The 16,135-nt window shown below is 66.4% G+C and carries 12 protein-coding genes and 3 pseudogenes; 5 read left to right on the top strand and 10 right to left on the bottom strand.

The genetic code is table 11. The features are described from left to right. Positions 1–1,085: 1,085 nt before the first annotated feature. On the bottom strand, positions 1,086–1,304 hold the full coding sequence (locus OG776_RS04865) for a hypothetical protein (protein WP_148008186.1): 219 nt from the start codon (positions 1,302–1,304) through the stop codon (positions 1,086–1,088). Between the two features lie 865 nt (positions 1,305–2,169). Here OG776_RS04865 and OG776_RS04860 point away from each other — a divergent pair. Further along, positions 2,170–2,518 (top strand): annotated as a pseudogene (locus tag OG776_RS04860) (carboxymuconolactone decarboxylase family protein); the annotation flags it as partial. 371 nt (positions 2,519–2,889) lie between these two features. Here OG776_RS04860 and tatC read toward each other — a convergent pair. The 6 genes from tatC to OG776_RS04830 all read right to left on the bottom strand — a co-directional run bounded on the left by tatC (position 2,890) and on the right by OG776_RS04830 (position 7,487). Then, positions 2,890–3,762: a twin-arginine translocase subunit TatC gene (gene tatC / locus OG776_RS04855; protein WP_329326366.1), complete on the bottom strand. Its 873-nt coding sequence runs from the start codon at positions 3,760–3,762 to the stop codon at positions 2,890–2,892. A gap of 61 nt (positions 3,763–3,823) precedes the next feature. Further along, positions 3,824–4,084 carry a Sec-independent protein translocase subunit TatA gene (gene tatA, locus OG776_RS04850; RefSeq protein WP_329326365.1) on the bottom strand — a complete coding sequence of 87 codons (261 nt, stop codon included), beginning with the start codon at positions 4,082–4,084 and terminating at the stop codon, positions 3,824–3,826. Between the two features lie 149 nt (positions 4,085–4,233). Then, the gene (locus tag OG776_RS04845; protein WP_329319123.1) at positions 4,234–4,665 is read right to left on the bottom strand and encodes a Sec-independent protein translocase TatB; all 432 of its coding nucleotides are present in this window, start codon (positions 4,663–4,665) and stop codon (positions 4,234–4,236) included. Between the two features lie 327 nt (positions 4,666–4,992). After that, positions 4,993–5,964, bottom strand: coding sequence for an alpha/beta fold hydrolase (locus OG776_RS04840; protein WP_329319121.1), 972 nt, complete (start codon positions 5,962–5,964; stop codon positions 4,993–4,995). Positions 5,965–6,341: 377 nt separating this feature from the next. Beyond that, positions 6,342–6,815 carry a VOC family protein gene (locus OG776_RS04835; protein ID WP_148008183.1) on the bottom strand — a complete coding sequence of 158 codons (474 nt, stop codon included), beginning with the start codon at positions 6,813–6,815 and terminating at the stop codon, positions 6,342–6,344. A gap of 264 nt (positions 6,816–7,079) precedes the next feature. Then, complete coding sequence (locus tag OG776_RS04830; protein ID WP_410093156.1) at positions 7,080–7,487, bottom strand: allene oxide cyclase barrel-like domain-containing protein; 408 nt, start codon at positions 7,485–7,487, stop codon at positions 7,080–7,082. A gap of 778 nt (positions 7,488–8,265) precedes the next feature. Between OG776_RS04830 and OG776_RS04825 the strand changes: the two are divergent. Next, positions 8,266–9,470, top strand: a pseudogene (locus OG776_RS04825) (IS110 family transposase). A gap of 84 nt (positions 9,471–9,554) precedes the next feature. Here OG776_RS04825 and OG776_RS04820 read toward each other — a convergent pair. Further along, positions 9,555–9,890 carry a lysine transporter LysE gene (locus OG776_RS04820; protein ID WP_148008181.1) on the bottom strand — a complete coding sequence of 112 codons (336 nt, stop codon included), beginning with the start codon at positions 9,888–9,890 and terminating at the stop codon, positions 9,555–9,557. A 391-nt stretch (positions 9,891–10,281) separates the two neighbouring features. On the opposite strand from OG776_RS04820, the gene OG776_RS04815 reads away from it, so the two are divergent. Both OG776_RS04815 and OG776_RS04810 read left to right on the top strand, forming a co-directional pair. Further along, entirely contained in the window at positions 10,282–11,271 is a 990-nt protein-coding gene (locus OG776_RS04815; RefSeq protein ID WP_148008180.1) for a nitrilase-related carbon-nitrogen hydrolase, read from the top strand. A 528-nt stretch (positions 11,272–11,799) separates the two neighbouring features. Next, the gene (locus tag OG776_RS04810) at positions 11,800–12,273 is read left to right on the top strand and encodes a carboxymuconolactone decarboxylase family protein (protein ID WP_148008179.1); all 474 of its coding nucleotides are present in this window, start codon (positions 11,800–11,802) and stop codon (positions 12,271–12,273) included. 131 nt (positions 12,274–12,404) lie between these two features. On the opposite strand, the pseudogene OG776_RS04805 reads toward OG776_RS04810, so the two are convergent. Continuing rightward, positions 12,405–12,602, bottom strand: a pseudogene (locus OG776_RS04805) (transposase); the annotation flags it as partial. Positions 12,603–12,660: 58 nt separating this feature from the next. After that, positions 12,661–14,337, bottom strand: coding sequence for an ISAzo13 family transposase (locus OG776_RS04800; RefSeq protein WP_329319116.1), 1,677 nt, complete (start codon positions 14,335–14,337; stop codon positions 12,661–12,663). Positions 14,338–14,448: 111 nt separating this feature from the next. On the opposite strand from OG776_RS04800, the gene OG776_RS04795 reads away from it, so the two are divergent. Then, complete coding sequence (locus OG776_RS04795; protein WP_329319114.1) at positions 14,449–16,119, top strand: ISAzo13 family transposase; 1,671 nt, start codon at positions 14,449–14,451, stop codon at positions 16,117–16,119. The last annotated feature ends 16 nt before the right edge of the window (positions 16,120–16,135 follow it).

The raw sequence follows: 16,135 nt of genomic DNA, 5'->3' as shown, positions 1-16,135 counted from the left end.
ATGAGCATATGCTCCTATGTTTCCGACGGCAAGTCTGCGAGTCGGCCGACGTGGCGCCACCAGGGCTGGCCGACCCCGGCACAGCCGCAAGCCGCGAGTACATGGGAGCAGGGGCTCCAGGACGGGCTGCCGGCTAGCCTGGCTTCGGTCGATGTGCGCCCATGTGCCCCCGGCCGGGTCGAGGTCGGGCACACGCCCGGGCCCGTCACCTGCAGTACCCACACTGTGTACGGCCTCACTGCATGAACACGTATGCAGCCCTCACACACCCGGAACCGTGAGCTCGCATCCGGGCGTCCACAACGCCCTCGGGCCTTGCTACTCACAGTCGGCACGCCGCGGACCAGCCGGACGACGCCGACCCGGCGACCGCCACCCCACCACCTGGCGCGCCGCCGGCCCCCCTAGGCAGTCAGGATCCATCCGGAAGGCCGCACGACCGCTCACCCCCGGTCGGCGGGGCCGGCACGGAAAGCCGCCGTCGTGTGCGTTGAGGACGGCTGCCCGGGATGGTGTTGACGAGCTTGAGCACGTGGGTATGGAGTGGGCTCTTCGCGCCATGCCGGTGCCGGTCCACGGGATCCACAACATGGTCATGGCGATGAACAGTTAAATGGGCTCGCATCACAGGACGCGGAAGTACCACTGCTCGAGAAGCAGCTATCCTCACGCACCGACCTCGCGACCGAACGCGGGCCGGATCCGGGGGCGACACGACCAGGCATGACAGTGGCGTCACGAGGTATGGACCTCCCCCCTTCACTCCGGTGTGACGCTGCTTCCGGGATCGGCGCTGTCAGGCGTGGTCTGCAAGGTTCTTTGCTGGCCTGGCCCGGACGAGCTCCTTGACGCGGCCTTCGCCGGATGGTGGTCCATGCCTGTGAAGGGGCCGAGACGGCGTTCGTTGAGCCCGCAGACCCTGAGTAGCGGGAGGCGCCGGTGCCGGTGCCGGCCTCTAGGCCTTCGCCGGCGGTCAGATGACCTGGGTAAAGCAGCTCAGGGTGACAGCTATCGAGAGCACTGCCAGCGAGACCGCCATGAGGGGCTTGGGCACGTGCATGGGAATCCTCCATTTCTGATGTAGCTCACAGGCAGTTCCGAACGAGCCACTCGTCGGCGTTGTATGTGCTCATCGCCGGGTTCGGCATCGTGGCCGCTCGTTCTTCGATCATCTCCTCGGGGAGGATTCGCTTCGGCAGCTTGCCAAACCGGGCGGGCGCATCGGGCGGGCGGCGGCTGGTGAGGTGGGGCTTCGGAGAGAGTGTCGGCTTACGTACGGGCGCGGATCTGATGGGGGTTTCCATGACAAGGCTTTCGGGTGGAGGCGTGCGAGACTCGCTGGAGGGGCCAGGAGGAGGCATCACTCGATAAGTGTGAGCCTTTGCTCGCATTTATCTTGATGGGGAGAGCGGGCGGTTCGGGGTGAATTCGGTGACCGTTGACGTCAGAGTGACTGGTCGCATTTGAGAGTACTGCTCATATCGCGGGTGGGTGAAGCTCCGGAGGAGACAATGACCATTGCGCCGACAGATCCAGGCGACTCGTGCAACAACCTCGCCCTGCGCAAGGCGGCCCGGTACCTTGGTGCGACCCTACGACAAAGCCCTGGCCCCGGTCGATCTTCCTGCGACGCAGCTCAGGACCCTGTGGGAGCTGAGTGTGCGCGGAGAAATAGCGATCACCGGCCGACGTGATCGCCATGGACCGCACGACGATGGCCTCAAACCGCAAGCGGCTTGTCCGCGAGGGTCTGGTGACCGTCGAGTCATCGGCGGCCGACTGCCGCGCACGGATCGCTGCCATCACGCCGGACGACCTGATCCGACTGAAGGCGGGCGCCACCACTGTGGAATGCCGTGCAGGCGCAGTTCGACGAGAACTTCGGCGCCGACGGGGCAGCCCATCTGCGCGCGTACCTCGAAGCCGTCCTTCACACCGGATTCGAGCCCTGTGTCGAGTAGGAGACGATGCTTCTGGCGCTGCTGAGGGCTGACGCCGGTCGCGCTGACGTCACCGAAGTGCCCGTGAACACGCCGGGCGTGATGGACCCCTGCCCTCTTGACGCGGCTGCTTCCCTGAGCGGGCGCATGGGGGCGGGGGTGTGTGAGATCGGGCGTCGACGGCAGGGGTTCGCTGTGCCGCCTGGACAGGCAAGGTCATCACGGACCGACTCTGTCGGCCGCGACGCAGGAACTGATGAAGATCCGGGCGGCCAGGTCAACGGCTGATGCTTCTGCACCGACATGCACACCAAGGGACGTCCCGCACGGCGGGGAGACCTGGGTGCGTCTCAACCTGATCGCGACTGAGGCCACGGTGTTCACCGAGGTCGAGCGGGCGCCCTTGGAGCTGGCGGAACAGGGCACGCGCATCGCCGACGCAGCCAGTGGCGTCACCGACAAGGCCTGGGTGAACGTGGCCAACCGCTACGACGAGGACCAGTTGGCCGGGTTGGTGTCTCTCATCGGCGTGATCAACGCTGCGACCGCACCGCATGAACGTCATCATCCAGCGGCCGGTCCAGCGTCGACGACGCCTCCACCGTCAATTTTCCAGCCGGCGGCAGCCACGGCATCACGCCCTGCATCGCGGCCTTCGCTTCCTTGTTCCCCAACCCCATCCACACCCGATTGCGGAATCGATCTGAACGCCGAGGGCAAGGTCCGCCGTTCCGCAGGTCACCCCCTCGGTACCCGGCGCCCCGGAACCGGCGTGTCACTACGAACAAGTATCCCGTGGCGTTCTACGACCACTCGCGCAACCAAGCGGGATCTGGTAGGACGCACACATCTGCGGCAATGCTGTCAATCTGCGGCCTCCCGGGTTCGTCGTAAGCAACTGCCTTGGCCGCCGACGGTCAGCCGCTCCTTGAGAAGGGGTTCGTCAGAGTCAGCTGACGGAGATGTCAGCGGGGGCGTCGAGGGGGGCCGGGGTGAGGCCGAGAGGGGACGCCTCGCTGTCCGGGCTTCCGCCTGGACCGCTGGTGCCGGTGCGCTGCCGGCGGCGGTCGTTGTACCAGGCGATCGCGCACGCCGCGAGGTACAGCAGGCTGATGGGGGTGGCGAGCAGCAGCATGCTGAGCGGGTCGGTGCTGGGGGTGGCGAGCGCCGCGAAGGCGGCGATGGCCATGAACATGCCGCGCCACCAGTCGGCCATTCGGCGTGCGCTGATCACGCCGCCGAGGTTCAGCAGCACGAGGAGGACGGGGAGTTCGAAGGAGAGTCCGAAGACGAGGACCATGCGGGTGGCCAGGTCGAGGAAGTCGTCGACGGGCAGGAGGCTGGTGGCGTTGTCCGGGGTGAAGGAGATAAGTACCCGCGCCGTGGTGGGCAGGGTCCAGTACGCCACGGCGGCACCGGTCGGGAACAGGGGGATGCCCGCCCCGAGAAAGGCCAGAGTGTATTTCCTCTCGTTGCGGTGCAGTCCTGGTGCGACGAAGGCCCACAGCTGATAAAGCCACAGCGGGCTCGCGGCGACCACCCCCGCGGTGATCGACACCTTCAGCGCGAGGGTGAAGGGTGACAGGAGGCCGTTGAGGGAGATCACGCCGCATCGGCCCGTGTCGTCCGCGGCGGCCGGTTGGCCAGGAGCGCAGCCGGGCAGGGGATCGATGAGGAATCCGATCAGCTGCTTGTAGAACAGAGCCGCAGCGACGGTGATGAGCAGGATCGCCCCGACGGCCTTGAGCAGGCGGTTGCGCAGCTCGCGCAAGTGCTCCCCCAGGGACATAGGTGCGGCGTCATGTGCTGGTTGGATCGGCATGGGCGGTCCCGGTCCCTTCAAGTGCAGCACCGGCTGGATGCTGGTCGGTGGCTTCGGCGGTTCAGCGCCGGTGGGAGGTGTCTGCCTCGGTCGCGTCCGGGGCCGTGTGTCGGCTCTCGGCCGCGAACTGGTGGGCTGCGGTGCCGTGAACGGTCGGGGGTTCGTCTGCGTCGTCCTTCTGCATGGCCTTGGTCTCGCTCTTGAGGATCCGCAGCGACTGCCCGAAGGCGCGGGCCATGTCGGGGAGCCGCTTGGCGCCGAACAGGAGCACGACGACGAGGATGATGAGGAGGATCTCGGGTGCTCCGAGCCTGCCGAACATGGGAGTTTCCTCTCCGAGGGTCTGAAAGCGCAGGGGCGGTGCTCCTGCGTTGTGGCCTGGCTGCGGACGGATGTTGCAGCCAGCCCCTGCGTGCCGGTCGGTGCGTTGACGGGCCGGGCCGACGGCGAGGCTCCCGTGGTCCTTTCCGGTTACAGGCCGTCCCTGTCGAGGCTGTATCGCCCCGCGCTGGTGGCTTCCCGAGGCCCGTGGCCGGTGCCCGCGGGGAGCGGGCCGGGTGCGGCGGCCTTTGCGAGGCCCTTTGAGGTGTTGGTTCCGGCGCTGTAAGGCGGTTCGTCCTCCAGGCCGAGGTCGGCGGTCAGGTCGCCCAGGCCCTGGCTCTGGTCGCCCAGCAGTTTCTTGGCCACAAAGGTCGTCGGGTTGAGGTCATCGAGATTCAGGTCCTTGAGTTCGGTGGGGAGTTCGTCTCGAATGCTCGCCTGAGCGCTCTGCGAGAACTCGCGGAGCTTGCGCAGGGTCCGCATGGTGTCGGACACCGTCTTGGGGAGCTTGTCGGGCCCGACAAGAATGACGGCCAGTACTATCAGCGTCACAACTTCGAGTGGGCCGATGTCGGAAAACATCCATGCCTCCCGTCGGGGATGGTGAAGGTTCCGCCGCTCCTGGAAGGAGGCGAAGCGTGGCGTGCCAGTCGTCCGAGGGGGCGCCTGCGAACGAAGGCAGGCCGCACGACGGCGTGCGGCTGTCGGGGGCTGACCATCTCGGGTACAACTACGCAAGAGCGTTCGCTCTGGTCCTGCCCGCCGGGACACCCGGCGGGCAGGACGACCTCGGTCGAAGGCCCCTGCGGTGGGATCAGCGCAGGAGCCGGGCGAACGTACGGGGCTCTTCGCCAGTGAGCTCGGGCTGCTCGATAGCGGTGACACTGCCGCCCGGTCGAGCGCGTGGCGTCATGCCCGGGGCATGCCCGGACGTCTGGCCGTCCGATAGCGGGATGGGTCGGCGCCGCGGTACGGGGTCAGGAAACGGGTCAGCTCCGTGAGCAGTTCCGTGGGGGCCTGCTCGGCGACCCAGTGGCCGGCGCCGGGGACGACCACGCCCTGCACGTCGTTCGCGAGGGGCTTCATCGCTCCCGCGACAAACTCGTGCCAGCTTTCCTTTCCGCCGATCGCCAGGACCGGCATGGTCAGTTTCGTCTGGGCGCGTTTGTCGTTCTGGTCGAGGGTGGCGTCCCACGCTCGGTAAAGGCCGAAGCTGCCGCGCAGAGTCTCAGGATCGGAGAACATGCGGTAGTAGTACTCACGGGTGCGGTCGGGGAGCCTCTTTCCTCCCTGGATGTCGAACTCGTATCCGAAGAAGACCTCTTCCCGGCCCCGGACCAGCTTCTCGGTCGCCGGGTGGTTTACCCGGTTGAAGGCGATGTGCCAAAGCCGGTCGTTGTCGGCGGCGGCGCTGAACAGCGACGGCGAGGGGTTGTGCATCGGCGGCCCGGGGACCTCCAGGAGGGCCACCCGAGCGACCCGCTCGGGGTGGTCCGCTGCCAGGGCGTAGCTGATGACCATGCCGGTGTCGTGGCCGACCACGGCGAACCGGTCGTGTCCCAGGGCATCCATGAGGGCCGCCAGGTCATTGGCGAGGGTAGCGGTGTCGTAGCCGCCCATGGGCTTGTCGGTCAGACCGATGCCGCGCTGGTCGACGGCGATGACCGTGTAGTGCCGGGCGAGCTCCGGCATCACCATGCGCCAGGCGTACCAGTTCTGCGGCCAGCCGTGTACCAGCAGCAGCGGCGGCCCGTCGCCTCCGATGACCGCGTGCTGGCGCAGTCCGCCGGCCTGGATGAACCGGCTGGTGAACGTTTTGGTGAACCCGGCCGGAAGTCCCGGAGCCGTGGAGACTGAACCGAAACCCCTCGGCCCGCGCACGGCGGGGGAGGCAATGGCGGACGGAGTCAATCCGCCTACCAGCGAGAGACCGGCTGCGGCAGCGGCAGAAGCAGCCGCGCCGCCGACGAAGCCGCGTCGGGACAACCCGCGCCGGGCACGGTGTGACACCGGCTTTGATCCGGGGCCTTCCTGCGCGGGCGGCTCCATGGGAGACATGGTCATGAAAATTTTTCCTTCGAACGTTGCTCGAGCGTCAGGGCGGAACCAGGACCTCAAGACTAAGGAGCATATACTCGTATATATGTCGGGTTCGGGATCCGACTGTTGGTGTGCAGGGGCTGTGTTCCCGGGCTGATCGGGGTCGGCCGCCCTGCGGGCCGGTCGGCGCCCGTCATTCCCGGGTGGCTGACGAGATGTCAGCGACCGGGGAACCGCTCCATGATCTCCTGGAGCACCCAGCCGTTGCCGTCCGGGTCGCTGAAGGTGGCGAAGGAGCCGTAGGAGGCGCGGTCGGGGTGCAGGCCAGCCAGGCGCGCCTGTCCCTCGACCCGGTGGGTGACCTCTCCGGCCTCATGGCCGTGGTAAAGCAGTCCTGCGGCGTCGTGGAAGACTTCGCCCACCTCGATGCCGCGACCGACGAGTTCCGTGCGGGCCTCCTCGATGTCGGAGACAGCGAGGTACAGGCCTTGGGCCGATCCGGGTGCGGCGGAGGTGATCCCCGTGCCGAACATGATCGAGCACTCGGAACCGGGCGGCGTGAAGTGCACCGCGCGCCAGTTCTCGCTGGCGGGCATGTCGATGTCCAGACGGAATCCCACCTGCTCATAGAAGGCCTTGGCTCGATCGACATCGGAAACAGGCAGCACGGTGACTTCGAGTTTCATGTACATGTAGGGAACTTTCTCTCTAGATGTCGGTGAATCTCACACCTGCGAGTCACCAGTTCATAGGGGTGGGGGCGGCGGAGCAGTGCGAGCTGCACACCGGCTCGGGGATTGCGATCCGGAGGGTGGACGATCGGGTTCCAGGTGGCGCACGCCTGCTCGAAGCCGCCGCTCTTGAGGTGCTCCCCGGCCAGGTCGAGCGCGACCCTCCGACCTGCAGAAGCGTCAGATGGGCGCGCTGTGGCGGCGAGGGCGTAGGACAGCCGACCGTCAGCGATTCAGGTGGACGGTGAAGTGCCTCTCGGCGTCACCGGCAGGAACAGTGCGAACAAAGCCCCGGGCGTTGCGGTAGTCGCCTGATCCGCCGGTGATGCCGACGTCAACGTAGGACGGGGCGGGCAGGTGGAGCAGCGCCTGCGCGGCGAACTGTCCTTCAGGCAGAGAGAAGGTGCCCAGGCACTGGAGCGCGGCCGGATTGACGCGGGTATAGGTGCAGACGACGCTGTGATCGCCGACCTTTTCACCGTCGCGGTAGAGGTTTTCGTGGATGACGCGCTGGTCACCCGGGCTGATTCCCGCCCGGCCCAGATCGAGGTCTTCGAGCGAGGTCTGTTTGCCGACCAGTTCGAAACTTTTCGCGCGCTGGTCAACGGCGTGCGCACTGGTGGAAGTTGTCATCTCGGCCGAGGCCATCGGGGCGATGGCGAGGCCACCGGCGACGACAGTGGCGATGCCGGCGGCTGCGTACAGGTAACGCCGCTTGTTGATCTTCGATGCAGTCGGCAACTTGCCGCTCCGTTCTGTGGTGTGTCGATTCGGTGGCGCCAGGACCTCGGCCTGGATGCGCGGGGCTGCCGCCTGCTCCGATCGACTTGTGAACTACCTATGTGGGGTGGCATTTCGGCACTCGCACGACCTATGTCACCTGTCAAAGAGGTGACGGATGGTCCGGTCGTGACTGCCCTGGATACCGAGCTGCACATCTTGCCGATGTGGACCGTGTGCGGCGCCGCGTTGTTTGCGCTTGTTGACGAGGTCCGCCCGTGTCGGGGCTATTTCGTCATGACAGGGCCTGTCGGTATGGACAGTAAGAGCATATGCTCCTACTTCTGGAATGGCAAGGGATGGGTCTTGAGTGACACCTGTCGTGACCCCCGGTCCATTGCCGGGGGTACGGGCGCGTGACGGTCGAGTCGCCCCCGTTATGTTTTCCGCGGTCCTGCAAGAGGGCCGCTGGCCTCCGGGTCCGGCATGACTGTGTCCCCCTGTCGAACGGATGACCTGGGGGTGTCACAGGGCTCGGGTGGTGCCGTCGGAGACGTTGATGAGAGGTCCGGCCACCACCCGGTCCGGCGCAACGCCGGACAGCTCGCGGGCGGCAGGTCTGCATAACGTGGATGCGCGCGTACGGCACCACTGCCGGGGCCGGCACGTTCAACTCTCCTGGAAGGGGGCGATGTTCGACACCGAAGATGTGGGCGTGTTCCTCGGCCTGGACGTCGGCAAGAGCTCTCATCACGGGCACGGGCTGACTCCGGCCGGCAAGAAGGTCTTCGACAAGCAGCTGCCCAACAGCGAGCCGAAAACTTCGGGCCGTCTTCGACAAACTGGCCGCAAAGTTCGGTGCTGTCCTGGTGATCGTGGACCAGCCCGCATCCATCGGAGCCCTCCCGCTCACGGTCGCCCGGGACGCGCGCTGCAAGGTTGCCTACCTGCCCGGACTCGCGATGCGGCGGATCGCCGACCTGTATCCGGGCGAGGCCAAGACCGATGCGAAGGACCTGCGGTCATCGCGGATGTGGCCCGCACCATGCCGCACACCCTGCGCTGGAACTCACCGACGCGATCACCGCCGAACTCGCGGTCCGCGTCGGCTTCGACCAGGACCTCGCGGCCGAGGCCACCCGCACTTCCGACCGGATACGCGGATTGCTACCCAGTTCCACCCGTCGCTGGGGCGCGTGCTGGGCCCCCGCCTGGACCGCCAGGCCGTCACCTGGCTGCTGGAGCGCTACGGATCCCCGGCCGCACTGCGTAAAGCCGGACGCCGCAAGCTCGTCGAGCTCATCCGGCCCAAGGCCCCGCGCATGGCCCACCGGCTGATCGACGATGTCTTCGAAGCGTTGGACGAGCAAACCGTCGTGGTCCCGGGGACCGGCACCCTCGACGTTGTCGTGCCCTGCCTGGCCTGCTCTCTCGCGCTGTCCACGTACAGCGCCGAGCCCTGGAAGCCTGGTCAACGCCCTGCTGGAGGCCCACCCTCCTTCCCGGGTCCTGACGTCGATGCCCGGCGTCGGCGTCAGGACCGCCGCCGTCCTGCTGGTCACCGTCGGCGACGGCACCAGCTTCCCCACCGCCGCCCACCTCACCTCCTACGCCGGACTCGCCCCGACCACGAAATCGTCGGGGACCTCGATCCACGGCGAACACGCGCCCGAGGCGGCAACCGCCGGCTCAAACGCGCCATGTTCCTGTCCGCCTTCGCTTGCATGAACGCCGATCCCGCCTCCCGCGCCTACTACGACAGGCAACCCGCCCGCGGCAAAACCCACACCCAGGCCTCCTCCGCCTCGCCCGCCAACGCACATCAGCGTCCTGTTCGCCATGCTCCGAGAAGGCACGTTCTACGAGTCACGCGTCTTCGAAGCAGCCATCGCATGACCGACCCCGGTCTTGAGATGGCTGAGCGTTCATTCGGCCGCAGAGCGTTGCACTGGTCGGCTGAGCCCATGGAGCCAAACGGCCTCACAGGCAGTCGCAGCCTGTGGCGTAGAGCAGCAGGAAGAGGGCCGTCATGGCGGCCACAGTGAAGCCGCCAGCGGTCAGGGCGGCGAGGCCCCGACGGGCGACCCTTCTAGGGAGTGCGGAAGGTCTGCAGGCACCGTGGGCGAGGAAGAAGCTGAGCAGCCCGACCCCCGCGACGGTGAAGCGTGGGCTGAAGGACCAGCTCAGGTAGGCGATCAGAGCCAGGCAGCCGAGCAGGGCGCACGCGAGCAGGCTGAGGATCACCTCGGCGACGGCTTCTCCCACCATCTCGATCAGGAAGTCGCCAACGTCTTTCGCTGCCCTGCGGACCCTCACGGCGCTCCTCCACCCTCCCGTCCCGTCCGATGGCCCCGAGCGGGGTCTGGTAAGGATGACTCCCGCCGAGCCGAAGTGGTTGCCGAGGTGCTCAGGAGCTGCCAGCTACGGCAGGGCGCCGCGATGTGCGCCCGGGCGACTCGGCGTCGCCGAGTCGCGAAAGGCTTCGGAAGGATCCGCTCCTTGCCGACTAGCCGATAGGAGCATATACTCCTATTGGTTGGCGGGTCGCCGCGGTTCGCGTTAGCCGCAAGTAATCACATAGCGGCAGCTGGAGTTGTCCGCTCGGCCGGGCCCCATCCCTCCTGGACCGCCCCTATATCGCGCGCCTGTACGGGCACGCGCGGCATCGCCAGGCCGTACCGACGGAACATTTGCAAGGAGTATCACCATGACTGTCGTAAAAGCCGCTGCAGTCCAGATCAGTCCCGTGCTCTACAGCCGCGCGGGCACCGTCCAGAAGGTCGTGAAGAAGATCCGCGACCTGGGTGAGCAGGGTGTCCAGTTCGCGGTCTTCCCTGAGACCGTCGTTCCCTACTACCCCTACTTCTCCTTCGTGCAGCCGCCCTACATGATGTCCAAGGAGCACCTGCGCCTACTTGATCAGGCGGTGACCATACCGTCCGCCGAGACCGACGCGATCGCCGAAGCTGCCCGGGAGGCCCACATGGCCGTCTCGATCGGCGTCAACGAGCGTGACGGCGGCACAATTTACAACACGCAGCTGCTATTCGATGCGGACGGTACGCTGATCCAGCGCCGCCGTAAGATCACACCGACCTATCACGAGCGGATGGTCTGGGGCCAGGGCGACGGATCGGGCCTGCGTGCGGTCGACAGCGCCGTCGGTCGCATCGGCCAGCTCGCATGCTGGGAGCACTACCTGCCGCTGGCGCGCTATGCCCTGATCGCCGATGGCGAGCAGATCCACGCCGCGATGTATCCCGGCGCCTTCGGCGGCCAGCAGTTCGCCGAGCAGATGGAGGTCAGCATCCGCCAGCATGCGCTGGAATCGGCGTGCTTCGTGGTCAACGCCACCGCCTGGCTCGATGCCGACCAGCAGGCGCAGATCGCCAAGGACACCGGCGGCCCCGTCAGTGCGGTCTCCGGTGGCTTCTTCACCGCCATCGTCGATCCCGAGGGCCGTATCGTCGGCGAGCCGCTGACATCCGGCGAAGGTGAAGTGATCGCCGATCTGGACTTCGCGCAGATCGACGTGCGCAAGCGCCTAATGGATGCGCGCGGTCACTACAGCCGCCCGGAACTGCTCAGCCTGCAGATCGCACGCACGCCGGCGCCTCACGTCCATGAGCGCAGCACTCGCGTGCCGGTGCAGACCGCCCGGGCGGCTGAAGAAGGCCGCCCCGTCGAGGCCCGGTAATCTGTTTGCTGAGCCTGGAGGTCCTGCACGGGGCTTGAACCAGACAGTGACTCATGTCGCCCATTGTCAATCTGAGACAAGAGGAGATGAGCGGCATAGACGCTGAGGCTTTCCATTAATGGCATATATTCCTAATGCGTCGCGATGTCGCGAATCCGTTTCCTGTTTTTCCTGCCGTACCTGGGAAGTGCCCGGATGAACGGCTGAGCGACAAGTGCCGGATCAGTGCCGAAGGGATATGGTCCCGGTCAACGACGCCGAGGCCAACCTCGGGCTCGCTGACTGCCAGGGCTGCTGGTCCATGGAGGAGTTCCACGTTTGACCGGATGCCCGAGGCCGGCCGAAGGCCGCCCCGCGCACAGGAGAGGACCGGGCGCCTGGTCGGCGCCGGACGGGAATAAATGTGCGGCGACAAGCTTTGGGTCGAAATTCCCATTGCGCATCACCGCCGCTCGTAACGATGGCACGGATCAAGCGAGGCTGAGGGCGGCCCTGTGATTCGTCCGGCCATGCGAAGAGGAGGAACCCATGACTGAGTCAGAAACTGAGAAGCAGCGCGTTGACATCGGAAAGCAGCACCCGGCCAATTACAAGGCTCTTGTCGTCCTGTCCTCGACAGTGGAAGGCACCGCCACCGCGGCAGGCCTTGACCCGCTTCTGGTCGAGCTTTTGAAGATCCGCACGTCCCAAATGAACGGCTGCGCGTTCTGTCTTAAAATGCACACCCGCGACGCGCTGAAGAAGGGCGAGAACCCGGACCGGATCGCAGTGCTGCCCGCGTGGGAAGAGACTGGTTACTTCTCCGAGACCGACCGCGCGGCCCTACGTCTGACAGAGGCGATCGCGCGCGTGTCCGAGGGGCACGTGAGCGACGACGACTACAACGCGGCAGCAGCCGTGCTCTCCGCGGACCAGGTCTCGGCGGTCGCCTGGCTGTCAACGCTGATGAACGCCTTCAACCGCGTCGCGATCACAAGCCGATACCCGGTCACAAGCGACTGAACCAGCTTGCAGTCCGTGCGGGCACATGGGTGCCGTCGCCCCAGGACGAGTCCTTCAAGTTCGGACAGTCCCATTCGCCACGTCAGCCCTCGCCCGTCGGCTCAGACTCCCGCGTCGTTTCAGTCACGCCGGCGCCGCCAGCGCCAGCCGGAGCCGAAGCCCAGCTCCTGGGGCAGGAACTCCCACGGAATGCCGGTGTACAGCACGAACAGGATGCCCGACAGCGCCTTCCGGTCGTCCAGACGCGCGCGCCCGGGATAATCCGTTCGGCGCGGCACAGTCGGCAGCAACGGCTGATCCGCGCCCACCGCCGATCCGGCACGATTCACGACGGTTGCTCACCCCTTCTCATGTGCAGAACACTAGGGACTTAGGGCCTGCCGGAAATTAACGTGTCGGTTTGATCTTTGTGGGGACGCCGTTCGCGAGGAACGCTGTGACGTCGGTGGGTGTGCGGAACCTGGCTGTTGAGGGTGAGATGGTGCGGCTGTGTTCGGCCAGGAGGGGCTGGACTTGGTGAATGGCCCTGGTGAGGGTGCTGCCGCTGACTTTGAAGAGTTGGGCCAGGAGGTCACGGGTGCCGATTTTGCGCAGGTAGAGCACGGTGGCCAGCACCCTGGCGGGGTTGGTCAGCTTGTCCTGGCCTCCTGCTCCTCGAGCACGCAGTCGCTCGCCTCCTCGTTGTTGGGATCGGGCTCGCTCACGTAACTCCTCGAGTGGCTGGGACAGTTGGTTGATGAGTTCGTCCAAGGCGGGTTCGGGCATGCCGGTGAGTTCTGGACTGCGCAGATATCCGGTGCAAGGCTGCGGGCAGGGGAGGCTGGTCGACTGTGGGGCTTGGACCGCGGTGGTGCTGTCGGGCCGAGGTTGCAGGGTGTAGTTCCAGTCGCCGTGGAAGCGGTGCCGGTGTATAGGCAGGGCGCCGATGTCACTGTCGGTGACCTTGATGCCGGTGTCGTAGGTGCGGGTGTCGAGCTCGGCGTGGACGGTCAGCCCGGTGCGGGTGGTGGTCGCTGCGATGCTGTCGATGATGACGTCGTGGCTGGTCAGAGGGCGTCCGCGCCAGTTCATGGAGATGTGTGAGAACAGCCGGTGCTCGATCTTGTTCCACTTCGAGGTGCCCGGCGGCATGTGGCAGACGGTGATCTCGAGGTTGGTCTGGGCGGCCAGGGCGGCGAGTTCGGTCTTCCAGGTGCGGGTGCGGTAGCCGTTGGAGCCACCCGCGTCCGCGGTGATCAGCAGGCGTGCGGCGGCCGGGTAGTCGTGCCGGCCTCGGGCCTGCCACCAGCGGCGGATGGAGGCGACGGCGAAGGCGGCGGTGTCGTGATCGGTGCCGACGCTGACCCAGCCGGTGTTCGCTGTGAGGTCGTAGATTCCATACGGGATCGCCTTTCCCGGTCCTTGCCGGTCCAGGAAATCGTGTGTCTTGACCCGCGCCGGCTCTCCGGCTGGCCGCCACTGGCGGCCTGTGTTCTTGTAGTCGCCGATCAGTTCCTTCTTCTTCGCATCCACGCTGATCACCGGCTGGCCGTCGGCCATGTGTTCTTTGGCCTGTTCGTTGATGTACCGGAACTGGGTGTCGCGGTCCGGGTGTTGCTTGCCCTCGAGGGTTTTTGCGCCGGCCTGCAGGCTGAAGCCCTCATCGCGCAGCAGGACCCCGACCGTGTCCGCACCGACTCGGTGTCCTTGCCGGGTGAGCTCCGCTGCCAGACTCCTGGTCGACTTCACCGTCCAGCGCAGCGGCGACATCGGATCACCGCGCTCGTCGGCCAGTGCCAGCAGCGCGTGCCGCAGCCCGGGGTCAAGATCCGCAGCCCTCTTGCGACCGCCGCCGGACTTGCGTACCCGGCCCAAAGGGCCTTCGCCGGATTCCAGCTCGGCCACACCTTTACGAACCGTTGTCTCGCTGACCTTGGCCGCCCGTGCCACCGCCCGAACGCCTCCGTGGCCCAGTATCCGGGCCTCGGCTCCCATCAGCAGCCGCCGCTGCCGCTCGTCCAGATGCGGAAACAACACCTCGAACTTCACGGCAAGTTGATCGCGAACTCCACCAGTCACACCCATACCAGGTCAACGACCTGAACGGCGCGAAGCAACATGTTAATTTCCGGCAGGCCCTTAGGGCTCGCAGAGAATCAAGGTGTTGCTTCCCGTGATGCGGCTCGTTGTTGTGGTATGAGCGTCTCCGATGAGGTCCGAAGTCAACTCGCTGTGAAGTTCGGGGTGTTGTTCCCGCACCTTGATGAGCGGCAGCGGCGGCTGCTGATGGGGGCCGAGGCCCGGGTCCTGGGGCACGGTGGTATCCGGGCGGTTGCCCGGGCGGCCGAGGTCAGTGAGACGACGGTCCGCAAGGGCGTGAGCGAGCTGGAGGCCGGCGACGAGCCTCTGGGCCGGGTACGCAGGCCCGGTGGTGGGCGCAAGAAGGCCGTGGACCTTGATCCGGGGTTGCGGCTCGCACTGCTGGCACTGGTGGAACCCGATGAACGAGGCGATCCGATGTCGCCGTTGCGTTGGACGGTGAAGTCGACCAGGAATCTCGCGGCTGAGCTCTCCCGCGAGGGGCACAGGGTGAGTGCGGACACGGTCGGGGACCTGCTGCGTGAGGAGGGCTTCAGCCTGCAGGCTGGTGCCAAGACCCTCGAGGGCAAGCAACACCCGGACCGGGACGCCCAGTTCCGCTACATCAACGAGCGGGCCAGGCAGCACATTGACGGCGGACAGCCGGTGATCAGCGTGGACACCAAGAAGAAGGAGCTGGTAGGCGACTACAAGAACGCGGGCCACCAATGGCGGCCTGCCGGTGAGCCGGTGCTGGTCAAGACGCACGATTTCCTGGACCGGCGGGGACCGGGAAAGGCGATCCCGTACGGGATCTACGACATCGCCGCGAACACCGGCTGGGTCAGTGTCGGCACCGATCATGACACCGCAGCGTTCGCTGTTGCCTCCATCCGCCGTTGGTGGCAGGCCCGCGGTCGGCACGACTACCCTGCCGCCACCCGTTTGCTGATCACCGCGGACGCCGGCGGGTCCAACGGATACCGCACCCGCGCTTGGAAGACCGAGCTCTCAGCCCTTGCCGCCGAGACGGGCCTGGACATCACGGTCTGCCACATGCCGCCGGGCACCTCGAAGTGGAACAAGATCGAGCACCGGCTGTTCTCCCACATCAGCATGAACTGGCGAGGCCGCCCGCTGACCAGCCACGACGTCATCGTGAACAGCATCGCGGCGACCACCACCCGCACCGGGCTGAGAGTCCACGCCGAACTCGACCCGGGCACCTACGACACTGGCATCAAGGTCACCGACAGCGATATCGATGCTCTGCCCTTGCACCGGCATCGCTTCCACGGCGACTGGAATTACACCCTCCACCCACAGCCTCGCGACAACGCCAACGCATCAGCCGGATGCTCGCCCCCGGGGCCCTGCAGGGGATGTCTGCGCAACCCGGAGCTGACCGGCATGCCCGAACCAGCGCTGGACGAGCTCGTCAACCAACTAGCCGAGAAGCTGGAGGAGTTACGTGAGCAGGCACGGCTCCAGCAAAGAGGAGGCGAACGCATCCGCGCTCGCGGTGCGGGGGCCCAGGACAGGCTGACCACCGCCGACAGGGTGCTGGCCACCGTGCTCTACCTGCGCAAACTTGGCACCCGAGACCTGCTCGCCCAGCTTTTCGGAGTCAACGGCAGCACCCTTACCAGGGCCGTGCGCCAAGTCCAGCCCCTCCTCTCCGAGCACGGTTACACCGTTCCATCCTCGACAGCCAGGTTCCGGACACCCGCTGACGTCACCGCGTTCCTCGCAAACAGCAGCCCCACGGAGACCAAATCAGCATGTTGATTCTCTGCGGGCCCTT

It is taken from the genome of Streptomyces sp. NBC_01689 (assembly GCF_036250675.1).
In the GTDB taxonomy this organism is placed as follows: Bacteria; Actinomycetota; Actinomycetes; order Streptomycetales; family Streptomycetaceae; genus Streptomyces.
The sequence above is the reverse complement of the archived record's forward strand: the minus strand, read 5'-3'. Positions and strand labels throughout refer to the sequence as shown.